This is a genomic window from Aerophototrophica crusticola (genome assembly GCF_012913305.1).
GTDB classification, from domain to species: domain Bacteria; phylum Pseudomonadota; class Alphaproteobacteria; order Azospirillales; family Azospirillaceae; genus Niveispirillum; species Niveispirillum crusticola.
In genome coordinates, this window is sequence record NZ_CP051775.1 from 3457437 (window position 1) to 3483374 (window position 25938).

Consider the following 25938-nt stretch of genomic DNA (forward strand, 5'->3'; position numbering starts at 1 on the left):
GCCATGTTCCTCGCCCTGCCGTCTGACAATCCCTCCCCCTTCTGGGCCCAGCTCCGCCTTGCCCTGACCATCGCCCGGCGGGAGCTGCGTGGCGGGTTGAGCGGGTTCCGCATCTTCCTGGCCTGCCTGGCCCTGGGCGTGGGCGCCATCGCCACGGTGCAGAGCGTTTCCGGCGGCATCCTGGACGCGCTGCGCAGCGACGGCCGCGCCATCCTGGGCGGCGACGTGGCCCTGCGGCTGCTGTACCGGGAGGCCTCGCCCGACCAGCTTGGCTGGATGCAGCAGCGGGGACAGGTGGTGGTATCGGGGGAGATGCGGGCCATGGCCCGGGACCCCGCCGATCTGGGCAAGGCCGCCCTGGTGGAGCTGAAGGGCGTGGGGCCGGGCTACCCGCTCTACGGCCAGTTCACCTTGACCAGCGGCCCCGTGGACATCCAGTCGGTCCTGGCCAAGAAGGACGGCACCTGGGGTGCCGTGGTGGAGCAGACCCTGGCCGACCGGCTGGAGATCGGCGAGGGCGCCAGCCTGAAGGTCGGCGACATGACCGTGCAGGTGCGCGGCATCATCGGGCGGGAACCGGACAAGGCCGGGTCCGGCAGCTTCAATTTGGGCCCCCGCATGATGGTGGCGGACGGGGCCCTGCGGGAAAGCGGGCTGGTGCAGCCCGGCAGCCTGGTCACCTGGTCCTACCTGCTGAAGCTGCCGCCCGGCAGCGACGTGAAGGCCTTCCGCGAAGGGCTGAAGGCCGACCACCCCAACGCCGGCTGGCGCATCCGCGACTATACCGACGCCGCCCCCCAGCTTGCCCGCTTCGTGGACCGGCTGACCCTGTTCCTGACCCTGGTGGGGCTGACCGCCCTGCTGGTGGGCGGGGTGGGCGTGGGCAACGCCGTGCGCAGCTACCTGGACGGCAAGACCGCCACCATCGCCACCCTGAAATGCGTCGGCGCCCGCGGCGGGCTGGTGTTCGAGGCATACCTAGCGCAGATCCTGGCCCTGGCCGCCGTGGGCATCGCCATCGGGCTGGTCATCGGCACCATCGCCCCCATCGCCGCCGGCCGGGTGCTGGCGGACCTGCTGCCCATCACGGCGCGGATCGGCGTCTATCCCGGCGGCTTGGCCGTCGCCGCCGGCTTCGGCCTGCTGACCGCGCTCGCCTTCTCCCTCTGGCCCCTGGCCCGGGCGCGGGAGGTGCCGGCGGCGGCCTTGTTCCGCGATGCCGTGGCCCCGGCGCGCACCCGGCTGCGGCCGGGCTACTTGGCGCTGATGGTGCTGTCCGGTCTGGGCCTGGCGGGCCTGGCCGTGGCGACGGCGGAGGAGAAGGGCTTCGCCGCCGTGTTCGTGGCCGGCAGCCTGGCCACCTTGGGCGCCTTCTGGCTGGCGGGCTGGGCGGTGACCAAGGGGGCGGCCAGGCTGGGCCGGCCGCGGCAGCCGGTGCTGCGCCTGGCGCTGGCCAACATCCACCGGCCGGGCAACCCCACCGGGGCGGTGGTGCTGTCCCTGGGCCTGGGGCTGACGGTGCTGGTCGCCATCTCCCTGATCGAGGGCAACTTCCGGCGGGAGGTGCAGGACACCATCCCCAAGGACGCGCCGGCCTTCTTCTTCGTGGACATCCAGCAGGACCAGGTGGAGGACTTCCGCGCCACCGTCCTGGGCGTGCCCGGCACCGACCGGCTGGACATGGTCCCCAACCTGCGCGGCCGCATCACCGCCGTGAACGGGACAGAGGCGGAAAAGGCGCTGGTGAACCGGGAACACGCCTGGGTGCTGAACGGCGACCGCGGCATCACCTACCAGGCGGAGGCGCCGGAGGGCGACGTGGTGACCGCGGGCGCCTGGTGGCCCAAGGACTACCAGGGCCCGCCCAAGCTGGCCATCTACAAGGACGTGGCGGACGCCTTCGGCATCGGCCCGGGCGCCACCCTGACCGTGAACATCCTGGGCCGCGACATCGAGGCGGAGGTGGCGGTGGTCCGCGACCTGGATTTCCGCAATGTGGGCATCAACTACACCATCGTCTTCGCCCCCGGCACGCTGGAAGCCGCGCCCCAGACCTTCGTCGCCACCCTGCACACGACGGCAGAGGCGGAACCGGTGGTGCAGCGGGCCGTGGCCAGCAAATACGCCAACATCACCATGGTGCGGGTGAAGGACGCGCTGGACACGGTGAATTCCATCATCACCAACATCGGCATGGCCGTGCGGGTGACGGCCGCCGTCACCCTGCTGGCGGGCACGCTGGTGCTGGCCGGCGCCATCGCCGCCGGGCACAAGCGCCGGGTCTATGACAGCGTGGTGCTGAAGGTGCTGGGCGCCACAAGGGGCACGGTGCTGCGCGCCTTCCTGCTGGAATACGGCCTGCTGGGCCTGATCACGGCCGCCGTGGCCGGGGCGCTGGGCACGCTGACCGCCTGGGCCGTGCTGACCCAGGTGATGGACATCGAGTGGAACTTCATGCCGCTGGCCGTCATCGGCACCGCCCTGCTCTGCACCGCCATCACCCTGACCCTGGGCTTCATCGGCACATGGCGGGCCCTGGGCCAGCCGGCGGCCCCGCTTCTACGGAATGACTGACCGTGTCAGCCATGCGCCTGCCGGTTTCCGCCTGGGAAGCGGAAGGCGCGTGGCTGCCGGGTCGGGTGCGGTAAAAGCCGGGCCGGACGTGTGGGCCTTCCCGTCGCCACCCTGGCTTCGTCGGTAGCCGCCGGGCCGTTCATCAGGTGCCGTGCATATGCCCGATGGATTGGGTCGTGGTGCGTTCCGGTATGGTGAACTTCTGGTTAACTGGAATTGCCTATCCTTTTCACGGACGCTTCATCTCCGACGGAAAACCCGGCCGGCGACCTGGGGATATTCCCGATACTGCCGGATCGGGACTTGCGGGCGGCCAAGAACCATTTCGACAAGACAGACAACCGGTTGGCATCTGCGCCGTCCAAAGGCATCTACTTAAGGTCGCTACGATGCCTGTCATGGAAATGCAATTAAAATCCTATCCTTTGGGATAGGCTCGCCGCGCTGCAAAATAAACAGACCTCTCCTGAAGCAGCGAAAATTCGCATAAGTCTTTAGGAGGGGCGAATGAATTGGTTTCTTAATCTTCGCATCACCAACAAGATCATCACCTGCTTCACCGTCCTCGCCACGGCCGTGCTGCTGATGGGATTGGTGATCCAGGCGCAGCTCATGCGCATCGACGACGCGACCGACTGGTCCCAACATAGCTATGAGGTGCTGGGCCAGGCAGAGGGCGTGGTGAACGCCATGGTCAACCAGGAAACGGGGGTGCGCGGTTACCTGGTGTCCGCCGACACGGCCTTCCTGGGCCCCTTCGCGGAAGGGCAGGCGGCGTTCGAGCGGTCCTGGGCCGCGGCCAAGACGCTGACCCGGGACAACCCGGCCCAGCAGGCCCGCCTGGACGATGCCCGGACCCTGGCCCTGCGCTGGCGGGCCGAGGTGGCGGAGCAGGAAGTGGCCCTGGCCCGGGACGGCCGGTTGGAGGAGGCCCGTGCCCTGGCGGGCAGCGGTGCCGGCAAGGCCTTGATGGACCAGTTCCGCGCCCGCATGGCGGAGATGGAGAAGGCGGAGCGGGAGCTGCTGGCCCAGCGCTCCGCCCAGCATGAGGCGGCGGACAGCACGGCCATCGCTGCCCTCTGGGGCGGCATCCTGGCCATGGTGGGGCTGGCGGTGGGCCTGGGCTTCCTGGTGCACCGGGGCGTCACCACGCCCGTGGTCCGCATGACCGATGCCATGGACCTGCTGGCGGGCGGCCGCACCGACCTGGCCATCCCCGGTGTCGGCCGGCGGGACGAGCTGGGCCACATGGCCGCCGCGGTGCAGGTGTTCCGGGACAACGCCCTGCGCAAGGCGGCGCTGGAGGCGGAGCAGGCCAGCCTGTCCGGCCAGGCCGAACGGGAACGGGTCGCCACCGCCCTGCGGCTGGCGGACGAGCTGGAAGGCAGCATCCAGGGGGTGGTGGGTGCCGTCTCCGCCGCCGCCGGCCAGTTGAAGGCCAGCGCGGAGTCGATGAGCAGCACCGCCGGCCAGGCGGGGCGCCAGTCCGGCACCGTGGCCGTGGCGGCGGGCCAAGCCACCGCCAATGTCCAGTCGGTGGCCGCGGCGGCGGACCAGCTTTCCGCCTCCATCCAGGAGATCGCCCGCCAGGTCTCCGAATCCTCCGCCATCACGCAGGAAGCGGTGGTGGACGCCACCCGCACCAACGAGGCGGTGGCGGGCCTGGCCGTGGCGGCCCAGCGCATCGGCACGGTGGTGGAGCTGATCCAGAGCATCGCCGGCCAGACCAACCTGCTCGCCCTCAACGCCACCATCGAGGCGGCCAGGGCCGGGGAGGCGGGCAAGGGTTTCGCCGTTGTGGCGAACGAGGTGAAGAGCCTGGCCAACCAGACCGCCCGGGCGACGGAGGAAATCTCCGTGCAAATCGCCGATATCCAGGCCCAGACGGAAGGGGCCGTGGGTGCCATCCAATCCATCGGCCGCACCATCGGCCGGGTCAGCGAGATCGCCAACAACGTGGCCGCCGGGGTACAGCAGCAGGCCGCCGCCACCAGCGAGATCGGCCGCAACGTGGCAGAGGCCGCCCACGGCACAGCGGAGGTCTCCAGCAACATCGCCGGGGTCAGCCAGGCGGCCACCCATGCCGGGGCCGCCGCCGCCCAGGTCCTGTCCGCCGCCACCCAGCTCGCCATCGACGTGGACCGGCTGCGGCGGGAGACGGACGGCATCATCACCCGCATCCGGGCGGCTTGATGCCCGTGGCCGCTGATCGTGACCGATCAACGGCCCCCTCAGGCGCCGGGCGCCCGCATCCGCGGGCTTGGCTCACGCGGGCCCCATTCCCAAAAAACTGAAGGGCCGCCCGACGCCGGGCGGCCCTTCTTCGTTCCCGTACCCGAAGCAGGGTCAGGCTGACGTGTCGACCTTCGGCGCCTCGCCGCCCTTGGCGACGACGACCATGGCCTCGCGCAGCAGGCGACCGTGGATGGTGTAGCCGGGCTGGTAGACCTGGACCACGGTGCCGGGGGCCTTACCCGTGCCCTCGATCTCCGCCATGATCTGGTGGAAGTTGGGGTCGGCGGGCTTGTCCAGGGCTTCCATCTTCTGGATGCCGCCGCGGTCGAAGGCGGCGAGGAGCTGGCGCTCCGTGGCCTCGACGCCGGTCAGCAGGTTGTTGACGGCCTGGTCGGCCTCCCGGGTCTCGGCGGGCACGGCCTCCACGGCACGGCGGAGGTTGTCGGCCACGGCCAGCAGTTCCTTGGCGAACTTGGACACGGCGTACTTGGCGGTGTCCTCCCGCTCCCGCTCCGCCCGGCGGCGGATGTTCTCCGCCTCGGCCAGGGCGCGCAGCAGCTGGTCCTTCAGGGACCCCACCTCCGCCTCCAGCTTCGCCACCCGCTCATCGCTGCCGCCATTGGCGGTGGCATGCGCCTCGGCGGTGGCCTGGGGGGCTTCGTCGGCCGGGGTGTCGTGGGACGTCGTCTCGTCGGTCATCGGTGTCTCGCTCAACGGGTCGTGACGCGGGGCGGCGCGCCCTCCAGGGACAAGCGACGCGCCACCCGTGAGCCCATGCAGATAAGGATGTCGGCCGGAAAGGTCGAGAGGAGTTTTGCGGCGCCCCCCGCGATTTCGGGCCGCGCCTCACCCCATCAGCCGCCCGATCACCTTGGCCGTGTAATCCACCATGGGGATGATGCGGGCATAGTTGATGCGGGTGGGGCCGATCACGCCGATGGCGCCCACCACCTGGTCCCGGCCGTTGCCATAGGGGCTGACGATCATGGAGCAGCCGGCGTGGCGGAACATCTCGTTCTCCGCCCCGATGAAGATCTGCACCCCCTCGCCCCGTCCGGTGGCGTCCAGCAGGCGGACCATGTGCTCCCGCGTCTCCAGCGCCTCGAACAGGGTGCGGATGCGCTCCAGGTCGGAGATGGCGGTCACGTCCTCCAGCAGCTTGGCCTGGCCGCGCACGATCAGGTACCCCGCCGTGCCCCGGGTGCCGGACCAGGTGGCAAGGCCCGTCTCCACCACCTTCTGGGTCAGGGCGTCCAGCTGGGTCTTCTGCTCCTCCATCTCCCGCTGGATGATGGCGCGGGCCTCGGCAAGCGTCTTCCCCACCACCTTGGCGTTCAGATAGTTGCTCGCCATGCGCAGGGCGGACGGCGGCAGGCCCTGGGCCACGTCCACCACCCGGTTCTCCACCAGGCCATCCTCCGTCACCATCACCACCAGGGCGCGTCCGGGGGACAGGCTGACGAACTCGATATGCTTCAGGGGCCGGTCCGTCTTGGGCGCCACCACCAGCCCGGCGCAGGAGGACAGGCCGGACAGCAGGTTCGTCGCCTCCTCCAGCACCTCCGGCAGGGAGCGGCCGCGGGTGGCGCAGGACGCCTCGATGTCCTCCCGCTCCCGGTCGGTCAGGTCGCCCACCTGCAGCAACCCGTTGACGAACAGGCGCAGCCCCGCCTCCGTCGGCACCCGGCCGGCAGAGGTATGCGGCGCCATCAGCAGCCCCAGCTCCTCCAGGTCGGCCATGACGTTGCGGATGGTGGCGGGGGAGAGCTGGACAGAAAGCCGGCGCGACAAGGTGCGCGAGCCCACCGGCTCCCCCGTCTGCACATAAGCCTCGACGATCTGGCGGAAAATCTCCCGCGACCGCTGGTTCAGCTCACTGATCATCGCCGCCGGCAGTCTCCGTGTTGCCCAACCTGGACAATGACACTAGTCGCCAGGGGGGCGGGAATCAATGTGGCGGGACAACACGTGCACGCTTGAACCATTTGGCGTCGAGGAAGGGTGCCGCATCCGGGTCCGCTTCCCGGGCTTTCCGGATGTCCTCGTCCGTGAACGCATCGAACGCGGTCCAGTCAGGCTCCCCGGTTATCGGGTCCATCGGCACTTCGACCTCGGGATCGCCCTGGCGTGCATCGGCAATCGCGTTCAGGGCCAAATCTTCCTCCAGGTCGGCGTTCGCTGCTTCGCGTCGACGTGGCATGCGGCTTCCCTTCCGTTCACATGCATGATGATGCAATTGCACGTCGAAAGGAAGCGGCCAGCGCTGCACGCGGTTCCACGGCACTGGACCTCCCGCCCCCGCCGGTCTACCAAAGGGCCACCATTGCGAAAGAGACCGACCATGACCCGCCCCTCCGGCCGCGCGCCCGACCAGCTCCGCCCCGTCAGCCTGGAGGTGGACGTCAACAAGTATGCCGAGGGCTCCTGCCTCGTGCGGTTCGGGGACACGCATGTGCTCTGCACCGCCAGCGTGGAGGACCGGGTGCCGCCCTTCCTGCGCGGCAAGGGCGAAGGCTGGGTGACGGCGGAATACGGCATGCTGCCCCTCCACCGAAAGCCGCATGGACCGGGAGGCGGCGAAGGGCAAGCAGTCCGGCCGGACGCAGGAGATCCAGCGCCTGATCGGCCGCTCCCTGCGCGCCGTCACCGACATGCGCGCCATGGGCGAGGTGCAGGTGAAGGTGGACTGCGACGTGATCCAGGCCGACGGCGGCACCCGCACCGCCGCCATCACCGGCAGCTACGTGGCCCTGCACCTGGCCTTCCAGCACCTGATGCGCATCGGCCTGGTGAAGACCATGCCCCTGACCGACAGCGTGGCCGCCATTTCCTGCGGCCTGTACCAGGGCACGCCCGTGCTGGACCTGGACTATGCGGAGGACAGCACCGCCCAGGCCGACGCCAACTTCGTGCTGACGGGCCGCGGCGGCATCGTGGAGATCCAGGGCACCGCCGAGAAGACCCCCTTCCAGGAGGCGGAGTTCATGGCGCTCCTCTCCCTGGCCCGCAAGGGCATCGGGGAGTTGGGAGAGCTGCAGAAGCGCGCCCTGGGCCTGTGACGGGGGACCGAGCATGACGGAGACGGCGCGTCGCTCAACCGAAACTGTTGCTCCGCGTCGCTTCGCGGGCGACACCCTGGTCATCGCCAGCCACAACAAGGGCAAGGTGCGGGAAATCGCCGCCCTACTGGGCCGCTATGTCGCCAACTTCCCCTCCGCCGGGGAGCTGGGCCTGCCGGAGCCGGAGGAGACGGAAAAGACCTTCATCGGCAACGCCGCCCTGAAAGCCCTGGCAGCGGCCAAGGCCTCGGGCCTGCCCGCCCTGGCGGATGACAGCGGGCTGGCGGTGGACGCGCTGGACGGGGCTCCCGGCATCTATTCCGCCCGCTGGGCCGGGCCGGAGAAGGACTTCGCCCTGGCCATGGAGAAGGTGCGGCGGGAGCTGGCCCTCGCCCCCGACCGCAAGGGCGACCGGGCCCATTTCGTCTGCGCCCTGGCCCTGGCCTGGCCCGACGGCCATGTGGAGGCGGTGGAGGGCCAAGCCCACGGCACCCTGACCTTCCCGCCCCGCGGCAGCAAGGGCTTCGGCTACGACCCCATCTTCATCCCCGACGGCCACGGCACGACCACCTATGCCGAGCTGGACCCCGACCAGAAACACGCCATCAGCCACCGGGCGGACGCGTTCCGCCAGTTGGTGGCGCGGTGCTTCGGGTGAGGTGAAAGAAGCCGGTGCATATTCTTGTCAGGCGTGATTTTATTCTACACGGACGACACGGACATGCCACGGACGGTCACGGACAATGGCGGGAAAGCTGGATGAGGGGATGGAGGCCATCACGGAAGCCATCCTTGGGGCGGCCTTCGACGTATCGCATCACCTCGGTGCCGGCTTCTTGGAAAACCTTTACAAACGGGCATTGCTGAAGGAACTGCGGCTCCGCCGCTTGGCCGTGCAGGAGGAAGTGCCTTTCCAGGTCCGCTACAAGGGTGAGCCGATCGGCACATACTTCGCCGACCTCCTGGTAGAGCGGCAGGTGATTGTCGAATTGAAGGTGGCCGAGGCGATCAACGATGCCCATGTTCACCAAGTCGTGAATTATCTGAAGGCCAGCGGATTGCGGGTTGGCCTGATCCTGAATTTCGGCGTGCCGCGTGTCGCCGTCCGCCGGGTTCTGCTGTGACCCCTGTCCGTGTCCGTCCGTGGATTGTCCGTGCCTGTCCGTGTTGAAAATGCCGGAGCCCCCGGCTTCGCCCTCTACGTCCACTGGCCGTTCTGCGCGTCCAAGTGCCCGTATTGCGACTTCAACTCCCACGTCCGGGACCGGGTGGACCATGCCCGGTGGCGGGACGCGCTGGTGCGGGAGCTGGACCATTTCGCCGACCTGACCCCGGGCCGCACCCTGACCAGCGTCTTCTTCGGCGGCGGCACCCCGTCGCTGATGCTGCCAGAGACGGTGGAGGCTGTGCTGCGGCGGGCGGATGAGCGGTGGGGCCTGCCCGCGGGCACGGAGGTGACGCTGGAGGCCAACCCCACCAGCGTGGAGGCGGACCGGTTCCGCGGCTTCCGCGCCGCCGGGGTGAACCGCGTCTCCCTCGGCATCCAGGCGCTCAACGAGGCTGACCTGAGGGCGTTGGGCCGGCGCCACTCGGCGGACGAGGCCCTGGGGGCCATCCGTCTGGCGCGGGACATCTTCCCCCGCTACAGCTTCGACCTGATCTATGCCCGCCCCGGCCAGACCGTCCCCGCCTGGCAGGCGGAGCTGCGCCGCGCCCTGGATGAGACAGTGGGCCACCTGTCGCTCTATCAGTTGACCATCGAGGAGGGCACCCAGTTCCACACCCTGCACAGCCGCGGCGAGCTGGTCCTGCCGGACGAGGAGACCCAGGGCGACCTCTATGCCGCCACGCAAGAGCTGCTGGAGGGCGCCGGCCTGCCCGCCTATGAGGTGTCCAACCACGCCCGGCCGGGGGAGGAAAGCCGCCACAACCTGACCTACTGGCGCTATGGCGACTATGTGGGCATCGGCCCCGGCGCCCATGGCAGGCTGACCCTGGACGGGAACAAGCTCGCCACCCGCACCCACCGCGCGCCGGAAGTCTGGCTGGAGCGGGTGGAGGCGCACGGCACCGGCAGCCACGCCGTCGAACCGGTGGCCCCTGCCGACCGCCTGACCGAGATGCTGATGATGGGCCTGCGCCTGCGCGAGGGCGTGCCGCTGGCCCGGGTGGAGCAGGAGACCGGTCAGCCCCTGCAAGCCTGGATCGACCCCGCCCGCCTGGACGGCCTGGCCCGCCACGGCATGCTGGAATCCGACGGCACCACCCTGCGCGTCACGACGGACGGGCGCGAACGGCTGAACGCCGTGCTGGCGCGGTTGTTGGGGTAGCCCAGCCCTATCTTGAGCGCCCATACAAAGTTTTGTATGCTGGCTGCATGGTATCGCCCAAGCCCATTATCTTCCGTGGAACCTCGTTGCAGGACCTACGGGACTTCCCCGAACCGGTCCGGCGGGAAGCCGGGTACCAGCTGGGCCGGGTGCAGAGCGGTTTGGAACCGACGGACTGGAAGCCGATGCAGGGCATCGGCCCTGGCGTGCAGGAAATCCGGGTGCGGGACGGCTTGGGCGCGTTCCGGGTGATCTATGTCGCCAAGTTCGCCGACGCTATCTACGTGCTCCACTGTTTCCAGAAAAAGACGGCGAAGACCAGCGGGCCCGACCTGGACCTTGCGGCACAGCGTTACCGGGACTTGGCGCGGGAGAAAGCACGATGACCGACGAACAGCGCTTCACCAGCGTCTGGGACGCTATCGAGGACACGGCGGCGGAGGCGGAGAACATGCGCCTCCGCAGTTCCCTGATGATGGCCCTCGACCAGCACATCCGCAAACAGGGCTGGACCCAGGCGGAGGCGGCGAAGCGGCTTGGCGTGACCCAGCCCCGCATCTCCGACCTGTCGCGGGGAAAGATCGGCCTGTTCGGCCTGGACACGCTGGTGAACATGGCGGTCGCGGCAGGGCTGCATGTGGAACTCAAGGTGGTGGATGCCGCCTGACCCTTCACCTCCCCCGCCGCCCATGCCATACAGGGCGCCATGAGCACAGAGACCAACCGCCGCCGTTATGCCGTGGACCTGGAGGGGGAGGGCGTGCATGAGCGCCCGGACTTGTCCTATGGCGCCTATCTTGGCCTGGACACGCTGCTGGCCAGCCAGCACCCGCGCTCGGACGAGCATGACGAGCTGCTGTTCATCGTCATCCACCAAGCGTCCGAGCTGTGGATGAAGCTGTCCCTGCATGAGCTGCGGGCGGCGCGGGAGCAGGTGCGCAAGGATGAGCTGGGCCCCGCCTTCAAGATGATCGCCCGGGTGGCCCGCATCCAGGCCCAACTGATCCAGAGCTGGGACGTGCTGTCCACCCTGACGCCCGCCGACTACACCCGGTTCCGGCCCTATCTGGGGCAGAGCAGCGGCTTCCAGTCCTGGCAGTACCGGCTGCTGGAATATGTGCTGGGCAACAAGAACGCCGGCATGATGGCCGTGCACCGGGGCGACCCTACCGCCCATGCGGCGCTGGAACAGGCCCTGGCGGAGCCGTCCCTCTATGACGAGGCCTTGCGCCTGCTGGCCCGCCGCGGCTTCGACATCCCCGCCGACCGGCTGGACCGGGACTGGCGGGAGCCCTACCGGGCATCCCCGGAGGTGGAGGCCGCCTGGCTCGCCGTCTACCGCGACACCGCCGCCCACTGGGACTTGTACGAGTTGGCGGAGAAGCTGGTGGACCTGGAGCAGCGCTTCCAGACCTGGCGCTTCAGCCACATGAAGACGGTGGAACGGGTGATCGGCTTCAAGCAGGGCACCGGCGGGACGGGTGGGGTGTCCTACCTCTCGAAGGCCCTGGACCTGACCTTCTTCCCCGAGCTGTTCAGCCTGCGGACATCGTTGTAGGCGCTTTTCGTAGGTCGGATTAGCGAAGCGTAATCCGACGGCAAAGCACCGGTGCAGGGGACCGTCGGATCACGCGGCCTCGCGGCCGCTAATCCGACCTACACCCCCTCAATGCCCGTGGCTGTGGCGCTTGCCGTCCTCGGTCTGGATGAAGCGGCGGCCGCAATAGGGGCAGTCCACCTGGCCCTTGCCTTCCAGCGACAGATAGACCAGCGGGTGGCCCAGGGCGCCGCCGCCGCCGTCGCACCCGACGGTGGCGTCATCCACGAAGATGGTCTCGACCGGCTGCATGGTCCCTGGCCCCTGTGTCCGTATCCTGATCCCGGGCATGTCCCGGCTGCGGCGCATCATAGCGGCAAGTGGCCGGGGATCAACTGCCGCAAAGCCGCGGATGCCAAGCTGGCGCAGCCTGCGCCGGCACGTGAGGAACGCGAAAGCTGCCGAACATCGCTGCCCCGCCCGGCCCGACATTGATTCTTCTGCACACGGGTGCTAACCCGTGTCGCCTCCCGTCCCAGGATGCGCGACCATGCCCGACGCCCTGACCCCCGCGACCGCCGTCAAGGCCTTCACCGTGCCGGACGCCGCGGTCGAGGTGCGCGACCTGCGCAAGACCTACAAGGCCAGCGGCAAGGCCCCGGCGAAGGAAGCGCTGAAGGGCATCTCCCTCGCCATCCCCCGTGGCTCCCTCTATGGCCTGCTGGGGCCCAACGGGGCGGGGAAGAGCACCTTCATCAACATCCTGGCCGGGCTGGTGAACAAGACCAGCGGCACGGCCAGGATCTGGGGCATCGACATCGACCAGGCGCCGCGGTCCGCCCGCGCCGCCATCGGCGTGGTGCCGCAGGAACTGAACCTGGACCCCTTCTTCACCCCGCGGGAACTGCTGGACCTGCAGGCCGGCCTCTATGGCGTGCCGAAGGCGGAGCGGCAGACGGAACGGCTGCTGGAGGCGGTGGGGCTGAAGGACAAGGCCAACGCCTATGCCCGCACCCTGTCGGGCGGCATGCGCCGGCGGCTGATGGTGGCCAAGGCCATGGTGCACGCCCCGCCCGTGCTGGTGCTGGACGAGCCGACGGCGGGCGTGGACGTGGAACTGCGCCAGATGCTGTGGGCCCATGTCCGTGACCTGAACAAGGCCGGGACAACGGTGGTACTCACCACGCATTATCTCGAGGAAGCGCAGGAACTCTGCGATACCATCGCGATCGTCAACCATGGTCAGGTGGTGGCGTGCGACGCGACGGAAAACCTGCTGCGTACCCTCGACAGCAAGGAACTGGTGGTCACCCTGGACCGCGACCTGGACGCGGTGCCGGCGGCCCTGTCCCCCTTCAAGGCCACCCTGCCGGCCCCGCGCAAGCTGGTGGTCAGCTACCAGCCCTCCCGCGCCAAGGTGGGGGAGATCCTGGCGGCCATCGCCGCCGCCGGGCTGGGGGTGCAGGACATCAGCACCGTGGAGTCCGACCTGGAGGACCTGTTCCTCCAGTTGACCCGCGCGCCGCGTCCGGCCGGGGCTGCGCCGGACGATGAGTACCGCTGAGACCCATTCCTTCCGCCTGTTCCCGCCGCCGGCCCTGCTGGTGGCGTTGCTGGTGCTCCTCCTCTCCTCCTGCGCGCCACGCGCCAGCCCATGGGCACCCGGGTGGCGGAACCGGCCATCGACCCGGCCGCCACGGAATATGTGGCCGCGGACGGGGTGCGCCTGCCGCTGAAGGCGTGGCTGCCGGAGGGTGGGGCGCCCAAGGCCGTGATCCTGGCCCTGCACGGCTTCAACGACTATTCCAACGCCTTCGCCGCCCCGGCCAAGGACTGGGCCGCCCAGGGCATCGCCACCTATGCCTATGACCAGCGCGGCTTCGGCCGCGGGCCCCGGCCCGGCATCTGGGCGGGGGTGGACACCATGCAGGCGGACCTGTTGGGCGCCGCCCAGGCCGTCCGCGCCCGCCACCCCGGCGTGCCCCTGTTCCTCCTCGGGGAAAGCATGGGCGCCGCCGTGGTGCTGACCACCCTGGCGGAGCAGGGCAACCTGCCCGTGGGCGTGTCCGGCGCCATCCTGTCGGCCCCGGCGGTCTGGTCGCGGGACACCATGCCCTTCTACCAGCGCTGGGCCCTGGCCGTGGCGAGCTGGACCGTGCCCTGGTACGAGCTGACGCCGCCCAAGGGCCTGAAGATCCGTGCCTCCGACAACATCGAGATGCTGCGCGCCCTGGGCCGCGACCCGCTGGTGATCAAGGCCTCCCGCGTGGACGCGGTGGCCGGCCTGACCACCCTGATGGACCAGGCGCTGGGCTCCGTCGGCAAGCTCCCCGGCCCCGCCCTGGTGCTGTATGGGGAGCATGAGGAACTGATCCCCCGCCTGCCCGTGGGCATCGCCCTGTCCAGGCTGCCCAAGGACAGGGTGCAGGCGGCCATCTACCCCAAGGGCTTCCACATGCTGCTGCGCGACCTGCATGCGGGCGTGGTGCGGGACGACATCGCCGCCTGGGTCCTGGACCCCGGCCGCCCCCTGCCCAGCGGGGCGGAGACCCACCCGCGGGTGCTGGAACACCGCGGCGCCCTGGTGGCCGGCAACCCGCCGGACCCGGGCAAGACCGCCGCCGTGCAGGGCGGGAGCTGAGGGTGGTCCCCGTCAGCGTCAACGCCGACGACTATGCCCTGTCCCCCGGCATCAGCGCCGCCATCCTGGACCTGCTGGCCGCCGGGCGGATCACCGGCACGTCGGTGATGACGGCCAGCCGCTTCTGGCGGGACCATGCGCCTGACCTGCGCCCCTTCGCCGGCAAGGCCGATATCGGCCTGCACTTCACCCTGACGGAGCTGGCGCCCCTGGGCACCATGCCGCTGTTCGCCCCCGCCGGCCGCTTCCCCGCCCTGGGCACCCTGCTGCACGACGCCTTGCGCGGGCGCTTGGACACGGTGGAGGTGCGGGCCGAGCTGCGCCGGCAACTGGACGCCTTCGAGGACGCGCTGGGCCGCCCGCCGGACTTCGTGGACGGGCACCAGCATGTGCATGTGCTGCCCGGCATCCGTGCCCAGGTGCTGGCCGAGCTGTCCCACCGCTATCCCGCCGGCAGCGTGGGCTTGCGCGACTGCACGGAGGTCCCCGCCCGGGTCCTGCGCCGTGGGGTGGCCGTGCCCAAGGCCCTGTTCATCGGGTCCCTGTCCCGCGGCCTCTCGCGGCAGGCGACCAGGCTGGGCATCCCCACCAACCCCGCCTTCACCGGCATCTACGGCTTCCGAGGAGATCCGCCCTTCGCCGCCCTGCTGGCCGGCGCCGTGCCCGGCACCTTGATGATGGTGCACCCCGGCCGGGCGGAGGGCCCCACCGACCCGCCCGACGCCATCGCCGCGGCCCGGGTGCGCGAGCTGGCCTTCCTCTCCGGCCCGGACTGGCCGGCGCTGTTGCAGGGGATGGGCATGCGGTTGGTGCGGATCGGCGGGGGTCCGTGCTAAGCCTGTGGGGCGCGCCCGAGTCGCCCCGAGTCGCGCCGAAGTATTCCACAGAGATTCATCCTCCGTTCCCGCTTTGTTGATGGCTGCCCCTCCGAGTCGCCCCTATACTCCGCCGCCATGAGAGGCCCCCCCGCCCCCTTCGCGGCGCCGCCTTCCCGCGGCCTGATGCTGCCGGACGCCCCCGCCATCGTGGTGGGGGCGAAGGGAGTCACGTGGCTGTCCCCCGACGGGGAGGTGGAGTTCATCCCCAAGGACGAGAGCGGGTGGAAGCTGCGCCAGGGGCCGGTGCTGCTGGTCCATGGCAGGGCGGTGTCCCGCCGGCTGGGGCTGGACCGGGTGCCGGAGGCGTTCGACCTGCTGGAGCTGTTCGCCTTCGTCCGCCCCGCCAGGTTCTGCCTGCCCACGCCGAAGGGCCTGGCGGAGGCGCTGGGCCTGCCCCCGCCCCGCGACCCAGAGGGGGAATGCCTGACCCTGGTCAACGCCGCCCGGATATTGCTGGGGGAGGTGGGCGACCAGGACCGGCCCAAGGGGCGGGAGGAACGCAGTGACCCCGTGGGCATCGCCTGGGCCATGGGGCAGGCGGGCTGGCCCTGGGCGCGGTTCGTGCTGGCGGCCCTGGGCGCGCCGGCCGGGCCGGGGTCCGCCGAGAAGGCGCGCCGGGCCCTGATGGTCTGGAACGGGCTGAAGGAATGGCAGGCGGAGGCGCCGGAGCCGCCCCCCGGCCATTTGCCCGTGGAACCCACGGAGGCCCGGCGGCGCCTCGCTGAGATGGTGGGCCAGGGCCGCGACGCGGAGCCGCGGCCCCAGCAGGCGGACTATGCCAGCGCCGTCAGCACCGCCTTCACCCCCGCGACGTACCCGGCAGCCCCAACCTGGTGCTGGCGGAGGCGGGCACGGGCGTGGGCAAGACCCTGGGCTACCTGGCCCCCGCCACGGTCTGGGCGGAGAAGAACAAGGGCCCCGTCTGGATCAGCACCTATACCCGCCAGCTCCAGCACCAGATCGACAAGGAGCTGGACCGGCTGCACCCCGACCCCCAGGTGAAGAACCGCAAGGTGGTGATCCGCAAGGGGCGGGAGAATTACCTGTGCCTGCTGAACCTAGAGGAGGCGGCGAACATCGCCCAGACCCAGCCGGCCTTCATGACCGCCATCGGCCTGATGGCCCGCTGGGCCGCCGCCACAAGGGACGGGGACATGCAGGGCGGCGACTTCCCGGGCTGGCTGGTGGACATCCTCGGCAAGGGCCGCACCCTGACCCTGGCCGACCGGCGGGGGAGTGCGTCTACAGCGCCTGCCCGCACTACCAGAAATGCTTCATCGAGAAGTCGGTGCGCCGGGCCCGCAAGGCCGACATCGTCGTGGCCAACCACGCCCTGGTGATGATCACCGCGGCGCTGGGCGGGGGGGATGAGGCTTATGTGCCCAGCCGCTATGTCTTCGATGAAGGCCACCATGTCTTCGACGCCGCGGACAACGCCTTCGCCGGGCACCTGACGGCGGTGGAGACGGCGGAGCTGCGCCGCTGGCTCTTGGGGGCGGAGGTGCAGGGCCGCAGCCGCGCCCGGGGCCTGCGCCGCCGGGTGGAGGACCTTGTCGGCGGCGACCAGGAATCGACGGAACTGCTCCAAGAGATCGCCCAGGCCGCGAAGGTCCTGCCGGGGGAGGCCTGGTCCCAGCGGGTGCATGGGGGGGAGCCGGTGGGCCCGACGGAGGCCTTCCTGGCCATGGTCCGGCAGCAGGTCTATGCCCGCGCCCACGGCCAGGACAACCCCTACAGCCTGGAGACGGAGACGCGGCCCGTGGTGGACGGGCTGCTGGAGGCGGCGGCCACCCTGGACGCGGCCCTGGCCAAGCTGGCCCAGCCCCTGGAAAAGTTGGCCGAACGGCTGAAGGCCATGCTGGACGAGGAATCGGATGAGCTGGAGGCGGAGACGCGCCGCCGCCTGGACGCCGTTGCCCGCTCCCTGAAGCGCCGCAGCCAGCAGGAGGTGAACGCCTGGCGGCTGATGCTCCAGCAACTGCCGCATGAGACGCCGCGCAAGTTCGTGGACTGGTTCGGGATCGAGCGGCTGGAGGGCCGCGACTTCGACGTGGGCATGTACCGCCACTGGGTGGACCCCACCATGCCCTTCGCGGACAGCGTCGGCGGCGTGGCCCACGGCTTGGTGGTGACCAGCGCCACCCTGACCGACGGCACCGGCAACCCCGAGGCGGACTGGCAGGCGGCGGCCCTGCGCACCGGGGCGGCCCACATGGGTTCACCGCCGTTACGCGCTGCCGTGCCCAGCCCCTTCGACCACGCCAAGCAGACCCGGGTGCTGGTGGTCACGGATGTGCGCAAGGACGACCTCGACCAGGTGGCCGCCGCCTACCGGGAGCTGTTCAAGGCCGCGGGCGGCGGGGGCCTGGGCCTGTTCACCGCCATCAGCCGCCTGCGCGCGGTGCATGAGCGGGTGAGCGTGCCGCTGGAGGAAGCGGGCATCCCCCTGCTGGCCCAGCACCTGGACGGCATGGACGTGCCCACCCTGGTGGACATCTTCCGCGGGGAGGAGGACGCCTGCCTGCTGGGCACCGACGCGGTGCGGGACGGGGTGGACGTGCCGGGCCGCAGCCTTCGCCTGATCGTCTTCGACCGGGTGCCCTGGCCCCGCCCCGACATCCTGCACAAGGCAAGGCGGGAGCATTTCGACAGGATCGCCGGCCGCCGCCGCTACGACGACATGATCACCCGCCTGCGCCTGCGCCAGGCCTTCGGCCGGCTGGTGCGGCGGGCCGACGACACCGGCGTGTTCGTCCTGCTGGACCCGATGATGCCGAGCCGGTTGGCGGGGGCCTTCCCGGAAGGGGTGGAGATCCGGCGGGTGGGGCTGGCGGAGGCGGTAAGGGAGACGAGGGGGTTCCTGGGTGTGGGCCAGGTCCACACCACGGTCCCACCTGCTTCCTGGTCCCCTGAATAGGTCTCCGGCCTATTTGCCCTGGCTGTTGAGGGTCGCCACCGACGTCACGGCGGCTGCCCCGACCAGGGGTACGGACACAAGCCGCGACGTGAGGGTAACCAGGGTGGTGACCACGCCGACGGCGCTGGATGCCAGGGCCAAGACTGCGTTCAAGGTGTCACCGGTGGTGGAATAGACATAGACCGAGGCCGCCAACAGCACGATGGCGAACGGGATCTGGACCGACGCCCAAGGGCTGCCGCCCATTTCCCGCTGCCAACCCTGGATGACGGCTTGGCTTTCCGCCGTCAGGATGAAACGCGCGAAACTTTCCGTGGTCACCCGGAAATCTTGCCGCCGCTCAACCAAACCGCGCCGTTCCAAGCGTAACACGGCTTGGATATTTCTCGGGTTTGCCAGATTCCTGCAAGCCAAGTGGTACAAAACCAGTTTTTCTTCCCGGGTACAATTTGACCAAAGTGATCTATAAAATGGTTCGGCCCATTCGGCAATAAATTCGATCACCTGCTTTTCAGTTATTCTGGCTAAGCCATCATTTCTTTGCTTATTTTGGGAAAATATACTATCAAGTATACTTTTTGCCTCTCTTATTGTCGGTGCCAATTCCTCCCAAAAATACTCCCTGTTCAGGATGATGTACAAATTCTGTACTTTCTCGTTCTTCTTATATTCAATTATCTTATTATGAATATCAAACAGAAGTTCGGCGCGTTGGTTGCGATTTGGTCGGAAGCGCAAGACGTCAGTTTCGCGGAATTGGAAACGCTCGCACCTTGACAGAAGTCTGACCCACCGGTCCAGTTCCTGCTGGAGTTCTTGCCAAGCGAGTTCTGCCGCTGGTTCGGGCGCGCTGGATTGGGATTTCGCGAGGCTGTCCATGAAGGACGGATGGGCAAGGGGGTCGTTGTCTGCGAATAGCACGATCCCATGGCCCTCGCTGGCGCGTGTCTCCAGATAGCCCAGCAACCCCGACCGAAGCGGCTGTGTCGCCATGAACCCGTCCAGGTCCGCGACGACGACGAATCGGCGGTTTGGTTCTGGGATGGACTGGAGAGCTGAGGGGTCCTTGGCAAAGGCGGTGCTCCACAGCACCACGCCACCGCGTCTTCGAGCCAACCAGGTGAAGACGGCACGTACCCGGTCTGCCGCCCGCAGGTACAGGATCGGATTGGCGGCGGGGCGTCGCTTCAGGGGGCTGTCGACCTGCAACCTCGGCAAGATCGTCCGTTCCAGCCGCGCACCCAACATCCGGCCCGTGAGCCCCGTCATCAGCCAGTAGAGCAAAGGCAAGCAGGTGATCCAGAACCCGGGCAGGATTGTCCCATGCCAAGGCCGTCCCACGATGTTGCGCCAGGGCAGCGGGTTTGCGGCCGTCCCCCCGTCAACAGGTTTCGCAGTCGACGTGTGCGGGACCGGGGGCACCAGGAGGTGGATGCTGGTCCGCATGGCGGATCGCACGGGCGCTTGGACCACGGAGTTCGCGTGGTACAGGTACGGGAAGCCCAGGCGCGCAGCCGTCTCCAGGCCGGGGGTCAAGGGGTCGTGACCTGGCCCACCGAGAGGAGCGACGTCGGCATAGATGCCGGTCACCTGCCATGGCCGAAAACCAGTGGCATTAACCGCCGCGGCAATGTTGTCGAACGTGGCCTTCATCTCCGGGACCGGCGCGGGTAGCCTCGCAAGGGCGGCGCGCTCCCCGCGACACGCTGCGCAGCCAAGTCGCGCTCCGCCATGGCTTGGGCTGTGGACCCGCGCAGGTAGGCGTCCAGCAGACGGCCCTCATGGTCGGCGGCCTCACCCAGGACCACGACCGCCGGAACCGCCGCGATAACCAGGACCAGGCTGCACGCCAGCAGGACATAGGGGACGTGGTACGGGACATGGAAGCGCGTCCGCCGTTCCAGCCAGCCCCGCAGCCCCGTGCTGCCGAAGAAGTACACGAGCCCCAGCGTTGATAACGCCGGACTTGCCAGAACGACCCAGGCGAGCAGGAAAATCCAGTGGCCCGTGCCCGTGTGCAGGCCAATGGCAATCAAGGCGCACAGGAGGGAAATGAGAAGATGGAAAAGGCAAGCGCGGCAGAACCCGCGCCAATCATGGTCGGAGACCATGTGTCGTGGCAGGAAGCTGCCAAGCGTCAGTTTCTCCGGCAGCGGCTTTGGCTGCGGGCCCAACATTGCCCGGGTCGTGGTGTAGGCGAGGATGGCGCCGGACAGGCAGATGAACATGCCCGCGAAGCCCCCGGCCCCGCGGGCCACCAAAAGGGTGATCGCGCCGACCAGGCCGACATACGCCGACAGGCAAACATAGATGATGCCGATCCGTTGGTCCGGCCATAGCCAGCGGCGGCGGATGCGCCGTGGCTCCATCAGGATGGGCAGGCCGATCAGGACCGCGAATAGCATGACGGTCAACAGGGTGCCACCCAGGGCGGTCACGGCCAGGTTGTGTGCCAGGATGTCCGGGATGGATTGTTCGTACATCACCAGCATCGTCCAGGGCAGCCCCTTGATCGGGTGCGTGACGAACCGGTGGGGGCTGCCGCGATAGTCCGCGCCGAAAACGTCCGGCGTGCGGAAGGCCAGGGCGGGTTGCAACGCGGACCAAAGCGCCACGTCGGCGCCCAACCGCTCCGACAATATGGCCTTCGGGTCGCTGTGCACTTTTACCTGACCTGTCCGGTCATCGATGACCGCGAACTTGAATTGGGGCGGCAGTACCGGATGGAAGAAGGTGTGCATCACCCGGCTCAAGACCATCACGGACGGCACGCAGTCGGGCTGGTCCGGCCCCGTCGGGGTCATGGAAGGCGGGGCAGAGAGGACCCACGCCGTCCCACCGGCATAACGGTCCCTGATGACGTCCACAAACATGTGCGGGGCCAATTGGTCCGCCGGGACTTCTTGGGTCAATCGCCAGGGCAGGCGGCGGGCGACCGTCGTGAAATATTCGCGGTCAGGTGCCGTTAGCGCAGCATATTGATACTTGTCGAACAATTGCAGGCCGGTTTGTTGCCCCCGCCAGTTCAAGGCAAATGCCCGGTTGAACGGCGACAAACCTTTTGTCTCATCAATCTCCACCCTCGAGAGATTGTATACGAAACACCGATTCTTATCCTTGCTCTTCGCCTCGAGGATGGAAGGTTCCAGTTTTTGGAGGAGGCTCAGTGAATCTTTGAGTTCAAGCTGGAAATCATCCACGATCCTCTGCGCGATCTTCGTCGCCTTGCCGTCAAGAGCCTCCTGAACTTTGGACCGATAATGGTACCAAGCCGGAAAAACGACGAAGGTGGCGACGACCACGCAAAGGCTCAGGGCGACCAAGATGGGATCGGCGCGCATCAGGCGCTCGTTCGGGTTGATGAGGGCAATCTTCAAGAATGGCCAAGACGCCAGCAAGAGGATGAAGCCGAAGACAAGCGGGATCGCATAGGACAGGCGTAGGCGGGCCGCCTCAAACTGGAACTCGTTTTCGGGCAGCAGGCCTAGGACATAGATGTCGCGGACGATCTCCGCGGCATTATTGTTGGACCGGACCTGTGCGGGCATCGACAAGCTGTGGGGGATCATGACGTAGCGGTAGCGCACGCCGCCCACCTCGACGCTGTCGCGTGTCACGAACGCCTTAGGATCGGGTTCCTCTTTGCCCAGGGACACTTGGTTGAAGCCGTGCGCGGCCAGCATCCTTGTGGCCAAGGCCGGCGTCATGACCGAGGTCGATCTTCCCCGCGAGATACTGCCGAGATGGTTTCCCTGCAGGTCTATCACGATTACCGAGTCAAAAAATTCAGACGCGTAGCCCGTGTCCAGCATGTCGCTGAGCTTGAGGATAAAATTTATCTTTGCGCTATGAGCGCCTACGCCGGTGCTAATCAGTTCATTGATTTTCCCGTCAAGTTCTTCTTGATCAGCGATATCCTCCCTCCATGCTGAAACTACCTTCTTGTCAAGCAAGCGAACCCTCTCCTGGGGGATTGGGAACTTGAAGTGCGCCTCTGCTGGCGGCAGGGCCCCGTCTTCGGCTAATATTGCATTCCTGTACTGGCGCGACTGCAGGAGGAGACCGACCGTCGACCAAGCCTGGACCTGGTTTTCCAGGGGGATCTGCGGGCGTTGGGCCAGGGAAACCAGTGGGACAGGAAAATCGGGCTTGGCAAAGCCGGTGAGCATGAAGGGTTCACTGACTAGGTTGTTGGGCGCCAGGAACACGCCGATACGGTTTATCACCTCCCGCTGGGCGACAATGCCCTCCTCCAGGTCACGCATCATGTCGGCAAGGGCGGCCAGGTTCCGCTCCCGCACGCTCTTTGTCCGCTGCTCGAGCAGCATCAGGTAGCCAACGGCCATGCCGGCCGCGACAAGGACGACCGACAGCGTGTAGGCCAGGAGGTGGACGAGCGGACGCTTCATGGCGGCCCCTGGTATGGCGAGGCTGGGCGCCATGGAATGGGCGGCCAGCCTCACTGAAGACGTTCTTCACAGGTCGTTATTTCCGGCTCTTCTCTTTCAGCGAGAGGAAGGATATGACTTTAGTCATGTATCGTTAAGTTATATCCGGCGCTAGCGCGAAAGAACTTGAAATGCAACTTTCTGGCTGAGATCGCCGTGTTCATTAGCCCGGTCTGATCGCATAGGTTCGGGGCAAGACGAACTACCGGATAGATCGTCAATAGGATGGATAATTCCAACCTCAGGCGACAAGCTGCCGGTTCTGCGCGCGGCGGGGATTGTTGCTCCAGACGGGCCGCCCGCCCCTCACGGCGGCGGCAACGGCAGCAGCAGCACCAGCAGCGCCGACAGGGTCGCCACCGACAGGACCGTGCTGGCCAGGATGACGGTGGAAGTGCGCTCCACCCCCGTGCCGTAGCGCTGGGCGACGACGAAGGTCAGGGCCCCCGTGGGCAGGGCGGACAGGATCACGCAGGCCCCGGCCCAGAAGGGCGGCAGGGGGAACAGGGTGGTGACCAGCAGCCAGGCCAGGGCCGGCTGCACCAGCAGCTTCAGCAGGCAGGCGATGGCGAGGCCGGCCGTCCCCCGCCCGTCCGCGGCGGCGAGGCGCAGGGGCCGGCCGGCCAGGAACAGGCCGATGGCGAACAGGGCGCAGGGGCCGGCGGCGCTGCCCATCAGGTCGCCGAAGGTGACCAGCGGGCGGGGCAAGGGCAGGCCGGCCGCGGAGACCACGGCCCCCAGCAGGGGCGCCATGACCAGCGGGTTGCGCGACAGGGCCTTGAGCACCTGGAGCAACGCCCCGCCCATGCCCCGGCCCTTGGCGCGGGACAGCTCGATCGCCACCACCGCCACGCCGATCACCAGGCTGGACACCAGCACCGTGGACAGGATGGCCGGGGCCAGCCCCTGCGGCCCGAAGGCGGCCAGGAACAGGGGCACGCCCATATAGCCCACGTTGCTGAACCCGGCGTTCAGGGCGTGCTGGGTCAGGGTCGCCGTGTCGGCCCGCGGGTCCAGAACCTTCTCCGCCACGCAGGCCAGAAGCGCCGTCACGCCCAGGGCGGCCAGGAAGGCGGCGATGAAGGGGGCGTTCAGCACGTCGCCCAGCGGGTTGCGGGCCATTCCCAAGAACAGCACCGGCGGCAGGGCGAACCAATAGACGAAGGTATTCAGCGCCCCTGCCGCCTCCCCGCCCAACAGCCTAGCGCGCCCGGCCAGCCAGCCGCAGGCCATGATGGCGAAGACGGGCAGGGCGACGTCGACGACGGCAAACATTCGTTCCGGGCTTGTGGCGGACAGGTCGAGCGACGCTATGGGAGGACGCGCGGGCTGGCAATGGCTTGGCCGCAAGGGTCCCCTGTCCGCGGCGCGGGCACCGGTCCCGCGCCATCTGGCCGCAGCAGGGGTTTCATGAGGATCGTCGCCAACTTAGGTCTATGCTGATGCACGTACTGAAGAACGACCACCAGGGACGGGACATGATCGACCACCACCGCGCGCTGATCTACACAATGGTCCTCGCCTCCGCCTCCGACGGGGACATGACCGACAACGAGCTGCACACGATCAGCGAGAATGTCCGCTTCCTGCCCGCCTTCCGCGGCTTCGACGTGGAAGAGCTGACGGAGGTCGCCACCGAGTGCACCGAGCTGCTGGGCGACCCGGAAGGGCTGGAGAAGACCCTGGCCGCCATCAAGCTGTCCCTGACCAAGTCGCTGCGGGAGACCGCCTACATGCTGGCCTGCGAGGTGGTCGCCTCCGACGCCCGCGCCAGCCAGGAGGAGCTGCGCATGCTGGAGCTGATCCGCCACGGCCTGGACATCGACCGCCTGACCGCCGCCGCCCTGGAACGCGGCGCCCGGGCGCGGCACGTGACGGGGGGGTGACCGGCTGGAGGTGAGGGACTAACGTGGCGGATGGATTCGGGCACGGATGAACGGGATGATGTCCGGATGGGCACGGATGTCTTTTGTGCCCGATGTTGAGCCATCAACATCCACGAACACGCACAATACACTCACGGACACGCACAAGGAATTTTGTTGCGGCTTCGCCGCGTCTTCAGCGCCGCAGGCATCTTCCTTTTTGTGAATGTTCGTGCATGCCTGGTGCGTGTCCGTGAATGTTCCCGGCCCGACCTTCGTGACTATCGTCCATCCGAGACCATCCGGCCTTCATCCGGGTTCATCCGTGCCCAAGTCCTTCCGCCACGCCAGCCACCGCCCGCCCCCGGGCCATCGCGAGCCTCACCACAAGGCGGCTTAGCCAGGCGTCCCCCAGCACTGCCGCCCCCGGCAGGTCGGACCGGCGGCGGCTGATGGCCAGGCGCGACTCGGCACAGCGTCGGGCCGCGGCGCGGCGGGTGCCGTCCTTCAGCCCGTCCACCCATGCCGCCCGGCCTCCGGCGCGCAGGGCGGCAACCGCCTCCCGCGGGGCGGGGCCGTCGTAACGGGCTTCAAGCTGGGCCAACAGGTCTGGGGAAACGGGCATGGCGCGACTCCGGCCGGGGAAGCCCCAGGCTGGCGAGGTCGCGCTGACCTGTCAAGGAATATTAACCTAGGAGAGTCAGGCCGACTCGGGGATTCCCGCCCCACAACCCCTACTGGCTGGCCCACATGATGCGGGCGATCCAGGCGATTTCCGGCATGGTCAGGCTGCGGTCCGGGTGGGCGCGGTTCAGGGAGATCAGCTCCACCTTCGTGGCGGTCTGGCGGGCCAGCTGCTTGGCCATCACCTCACCCCCCTTGGTGCGGACCACCACCCGGTCACCCTTGCGCAGGGACGCGGTGGGGGAAACGATGATGATGTCGCCGTCGCGATAAACCGGCTCCATGCTGTCGCCAGACACTTCCAGCGCATAGGCGTGCGGGTCGGCCATCTGGGGGAACTCCAGCTCATCCCAGCCATTGCCCACGGGATAGCCGGCATCGTCGAAATAGCCCTCGTTGCCGGCCTGGGCATAGCCGATCACCGGCACCCGCTGCAGGGCGCCCGCCATCCCGGCCCCGGCGGCCCCGGCCACCCCGTCCCCGGTCAGCGACACGAACTCCGTGAAGCTGCTGCCCGTTGCCTCCAGCACCTTGGCGATGCTCTCGGTGCTGGGCCAGCGCAGCTTGCCGTCCGGCGTCGTCCGCTTGGACTTGTTGAAGGTGGTGGGGTCCAGCCCGCCGCGCTTGGCGAGGCCGGATGCTGAGAGGCCATGCCGCTGCGCCAGCCGGTCGATGGCCCGCCATATGTCTGCGTGCTTGAGCATGGGAGATTTATCCCAGAAACGTTGCGGCCTGTCCCTAGGATCGTTTTCACAAATCTGTTGACATAG

Annotated in this window: 21 protein-coding genes and 2 pseudogenes; 14 read left to right on the plus strand and 9 right to left on the minus strand. The window is 68.3% G+C overall.

The features are described from left to right. Nucleotides 1–3: 3 nt before the first annotated feature. Both HHL28_RS16990 and HHL28_RS16995 read left to right on the plus strand, forming a co-directional pair. Complete coding sequence (locus tag HHL28_RS16990) at nucleotides 4–2574, plus strand: ABC transporter permease (RefSeq protein ID WP_075771111.1); 2571 nt, start codon at nucleotides 4–6, stop codon at nucleotides 2572–2574. Nucleotides 2575–3081: 507 nt separating this feature from the next. Then, entirely contained in the window at nucleotides 3082–4767 is a 1686-nt protein-coding gene (locus HHL28_RS16995) for a methyl-accepting chemotaxis protein (protein ID WP_075771110.1), read from the plus strand. Nucleotides 4768–4920: 153 nt separating this feature from the next. Here HHL28_RS16995 and grpE read toward each other — a convergent pair whose 3' ends face one another. From grpE to HHL28_RS17010, 3 genes are all read right to left on the minus strand, one after another. After that, entirely contained in the window at nucleotides 4921–5508 is a 588-nt protein-coding gene (gene grpE, locus HHL28_RS17000) for a nucleotide exchange factor GrpE (protein ID WP_075771109.1), read from the minus strand. Nucleotides 5509–5655: 147 nt separating this feature from the next. After that, on the minus strand, nucleotides 5656–6693 hold the full coding sequence (hrcA, locus tag HHL28_RS17005; protein WP_075771108.1) for a heat-inducible transcriptional repressor HrcA: 1038 nt from the start codon (nucleotides 6691–6693) through the stop codon (nucleotides 5656–5658). A 64-nt stretch (nucleotides 6694–6757) separates the two neighbouring features. Further along, entirely contained in the window at nucleotides 6758–7093 is a 336-nt protein-coding gene (locus tag HHL28_RS17010; protein ID WP_169655545.1) for a hypothetical protein, read from the minus strand. Between the two features lie 57 nt (nucleotides 7094–7150). On the opposite strand from HHL28_RS17010, the pseudogene rph reads away from it, so the two are divergent. The 7 genes and pseudogenes from rph to kynA all read left to right on the plus strand — a co-directional run bounded on the left by rph (nucleotide 7151) and on the right by kynA (nucleotide 11756). After that, a pseudogene (gene rph, locus HHL28_RS17015) lies at nucleotides 7151–7868 on the plus strand (ribonuclease PH). 13 nt (nucleotides 7869–7881) lie between these two features. Then, entirely contained in the window at nucleotides 7882–8526 is a 645-nt protein-coding gene (gene rdgB, locus HHL28_RS17020; protein ID WP_075771105.1) for an RdgB/HAM1 family non-canonical purine NTP pyrophosphatase, read from the plus strand. 109 nt (nucleotides 8527–8635) lie between these two features. After that, complete coding sequence (locus tag HHL28_RS17025) at nucleotides 8636–8992, plus strand: GxxExxY protein (protein ID WP_404326046.1); 357 nt, start codon at nucleotides 8636–8638, stop codon at nucleotides 8990–8992. 30 nt (nucleotides 8993–9022) lie between these two features. Further along, nucleotides 9023–10198, plus strand: coding sequence for a radical SAM family heme chaperone HemW (gene hemW / locus HHL28_RS17030; RefSeq protein WP_404326048.1), 1176 nt, complete (start codon nucleotides 9023–9025; stop codon nucleotides 10196–10198). An 86-nt stretch (nucleotides 10199–10284) separates the two neighbouring features. After that, on the plus strand, nucleotides 10285–10584 hold the full coding sequence (locus HHL28_RS17035; RefSeq protein WP_404326050.1) for a type II toxin-antitoxin system RelE/ParE family toxin: 300 nt from the start codon (nucleotides 10285–10287) through the stop codon (nucleotides 10582–10584). Beyond that, entirely contained in the window at nucleotides 10581–10865 is a 285-nt protein-coding gene (locus tag HHL28_RS17040; protein WP_075771102.1) for a helix-turn-helix domain-containing protein, read from the plus strand. The genes HHL28_RS17035 and HHL28_RS17040 overlap by 4 nt, the downstream gene beginning before the upstream one ends. 39 nt (nucleotides 10866–10904) lie before the next feature. After that, the gene (kynA, locus tag HHL28_RS17045) at nucleotides 10905–11756 is read left to right on the plus strand and encodes a tryptophan 2,3-dioxygenase (RefSeq protein WP_075771101.1); all 852 of its coding nucleotides are present in this window, start codon (nucleotides 10905–10907) and stop codon (nucleotides 11754–11756) included. Nucleotides 11757–11864: 108 nt separating this feature from the next. On the opposite strand, the gene HHL28_RS17050 is transcribed toward kynA, so the two are convergent. Further along, nucleotides 11865–12047 (minus strand): zinc-finger domain-containing protein, encoded by a 183-nt coding sequence (locus tag HHL28_RS17050; RefSeq protein WP_075771100.1) that lies wholly within the window; start codon nucleotides 12045–12047, stop codon nucleotides 11865–11867. Between the two features lie 238 nt (nucleotides 12048–12285). Between HHL28_RS17050 and HHL28_RS17055 the strand changes: the two genes are divergently transcribed. From HHL28_RS17055 to HHL28_RS17070, 4 genes and pseudogenes are all read left to right on the plus strand, one after another. Continuing rightward, the gene (locus HHL28_RS17055) at nucleotides 12286–13299 is read left to right on the plus strand and encodes an ABC transporter ATP-binding protein (RefSeq protein ID WP_075771099.1); all 1014 of its coding nucleotides are present in this window, start codon (nucleotides 12286–12288) and stop codon (nucleotides 13297–13299) included. Between the two features lie 90 nt (nucleotides 13300–13389). Next, entirely contained in the window at nucleotides 13390–14376 is a 987-nt protein-coding gene (locus HHL28_RS17060; protein WP_169655547.1) for an alpha/beta hydrolase, read from the plus strand. Nucleotides 14377–14378: 2 nt separating this feature from the next. Continuing rightward, on the plus strand, nucleotides 14379–15212 hold the full coding sequence (locus HHL28_RS17065) for a ChbG/HpnK family deacetylase (protein ID WP_404326054.1): 834 nt from the start codon (nucleotides 14379–14381) through the stop codon (nucleotides 15210–15212). 117 nt (nucleotides 15213–15329) lie between these two features. After that, nucleotides 15330–18171 (plus strand): annotated as a pseudogene (locus HHL28_RS17070) (ATP-dependent DNA helicase). Nucleotides 18172–18180: 9 nt separating this feature from the next. Here HHL28_RS17070 and HHL28_RS17075 read toward each other — a convergent pair. From HHL28_RS17075 to HHL28_RS17085, 3 genes are all read right to left on the minus strand, one after another. Beyond that, the gene (locus HHL28_RS17075; protein WP_169655549.1) at nucleotides 18181–19824 is read right to left on the minus strand and encodes a hypothetical protein; all 1644 of its coding nucleotides are present in this window, start codon (nucleotides 19822–19824) and stop codon (nucleotides 18181–18183) included. Further along, nucleotides 19821–22580, minus strand: a complete 2760-nt coding sequence (locus tag HHL28_RS17080; protein ID WP_169655551.1) for a hypothetical protein — start codon at nucleotides 22578–22580, stop codon at nucleotides 19821–19823. Before HHL28_RS17080 ends, HHL28_RS17075 begins: the two co-directional genes overlap by 4 nt. 345 nt (nucleotides 22581–22925) lie before the next feature. Beyond that, nucleotides 22926–23894, minus strand: a complete 969-nt coding sequence (locus HHL28_RS17085; RefSeq protein ID WP_075771094.1) for an AEC family transporter — start codon at nucleotides 23892–23894, stop codon at nucleotides 22926–22928. A gap of 167 nt (nucleotides 23895–24061) precedes the next feature. On the opposite strand from HHL28_RS17085, the gene HHL28_RS17090 reads away from it, so the two are divergent. Further along, nucleotides 24062–24505: a tellurite resistance TerB family protein gene (locus tag HHL28_RS17090; protein WP_404326056.1), complete on the plus strand. Its 444-nt coding sequence runs from the start codon at nucleotides 24062–24064 to the stop codon at nucleotides 24503–24505. A gap of 298 nt (nucleotides 24506–24803) precedes the next feature. Here HHL28_RS17090 and HHL28_RS17095 read toward each other — a convergent pair whose 3' ends face one another. Together HHL28_RS17095 and HHL28_RS17100 are read right to left on the minus strand one after the other, a co-directional pair. Continuing rightward, entirely contained in the window at nucleotides 24804–25109 is a 306-nt protein-coding gene (locus HHL28_RS17095) for a hypothetical protein (RefSeq protein ID WP_075771093.1), read from the minus strand. A 109-nt stretch (nucleotides 25110–25218) separates the two neighbouring features. After that, nucleotides 25219–25872 (minus strand): S24 family peptidase, encoded by a 654-nt coding sequence (locus HHL28_RS17100; RefSeq protein ID WP_075771092.1) that lies wholly within the window; start codon nucleotides 25870–25872, stop codon nucleotides 25219–25221. Between the last annotated feature and the right edge of the window lie 66 nt (nucleotides 25873–25938).

Bases quoted from the DNA above. Each gene is read 5' to 3' on its own strand.
- HHL28_RS17040 (WP_075771102.1), top strand. From the start codon at position 10,581: ATGACCGACGAACAGCGCTTCACCAGCGTCTGGGACGCTATCGAGGAC.
- HHL28_RS17055 (WP_075771099.1), top strand. From the start codon at position 12,286: ATGCCCGACGCCCTGACCCCCGCGACCGCCGTCAAGGCCTTCACCGTG.
- HHL28_RS17060 (WP_169655547.1), top strand. From the start codon at position 13,390: ATGGGCACCCGGGTGGCGGAACCGGCCATCGACCCGGCCGCCACGGAA.
- rdgB (WP_075771105.1), top strand. From the start codon at position 7,882: ATGACGGAGACGGCGCGTCGCTCAACCGAAACTGTTGCTCCGCGTCGC.
- HHL28_RS16990 (WP_075771111.1), top strand. From the start codon at position 4: ATGTTCCTCGCCCTGCCGTCTGACAATCCCTCCCCCTTCTGGGCCCAG.
- hrcA (WP_075771108.1), bottom strand. From the start codon at position 6,693: ATGATCAGTGAGCTGAACCAGCGGTCGCGGGAGATTTTCCGCCAGATC.
- grpE (WP_075771109.1), bottom strand. From the start codon at position 5,508: ATGACCGACGAGACGACGTCCCACGACACCCCGGCCGACGAAGCCCCC.
- kynA (WP_075771101.1), top strand. From the start codon at position 10,905: ATGAGCACAGAGACCAACCGCCGCCGTTATGCCGTGGACCTGGAGGGG.
- HHL28_RS17090 (WP_404326056.1), top strand. From the start codon at position 24,062: ATGCACGTACTGAAGAACGACCACCAGGGACGGGACATGATCGACCAC.
- HHL28_RS17075 (WP_169655549.1), bottom strand. From the start codon at position 19,824: ATGAAGGCCACGTTCGACAACATTGCCGCGGCGGTTAATGCCACTGGT.
- HHL28_RS17025 (WP_404326046.1), top strand. From the start codon at position 8,636: ATGGAGGCCATCACGGAAGCCATCCTTGGGGCGGCCTTCGACGTATCG.
- HHL28_RS17080 (WP_169655551.1), bottom strand. From the start codon at position 22,580: ATGAAGCGTCCGCTCGTCCACCTCCTGGCCTACACGCTGTCGGTCGTC.
- HHL28_RS17095 (WP_075771093.1), bottom strand. From the start codon at position 25,109: ATGCCCGTTTCCCCAGACCTGTTGGCCCAGCTTGAAGCCCGTTACGAC.
- HHL28_RS17050 (WP_075771100.1), bottom strand. From the start codon at position 12,047: ATGCAGCCGGTCGAGACCATCTTCGTGGATGACGCCACCGTCGGGTGC.
- HHL28_RS17100 (WP_075771092.1), bottom strand. From the start codon at position 25,872: ATGCTCAAGCACGCAGACATATGGCGGGCCATCGACCGGCTGGCGCAG.
- HHL28_RS16995 (WP_075771110.1), top strand. From the start codon at position 3,082: ATGAATTGGTTTCTTAATCTTCGCATCACCAACAAGATCATCACCTGC.
- HHL28_RS17085 (WP_075771094.1), bottom strand. From the start codon at position 23,894: ATGTTTGCCGTCGTCGACGTCGCCCTGCCCGTCTTCGCCATCATGGCC.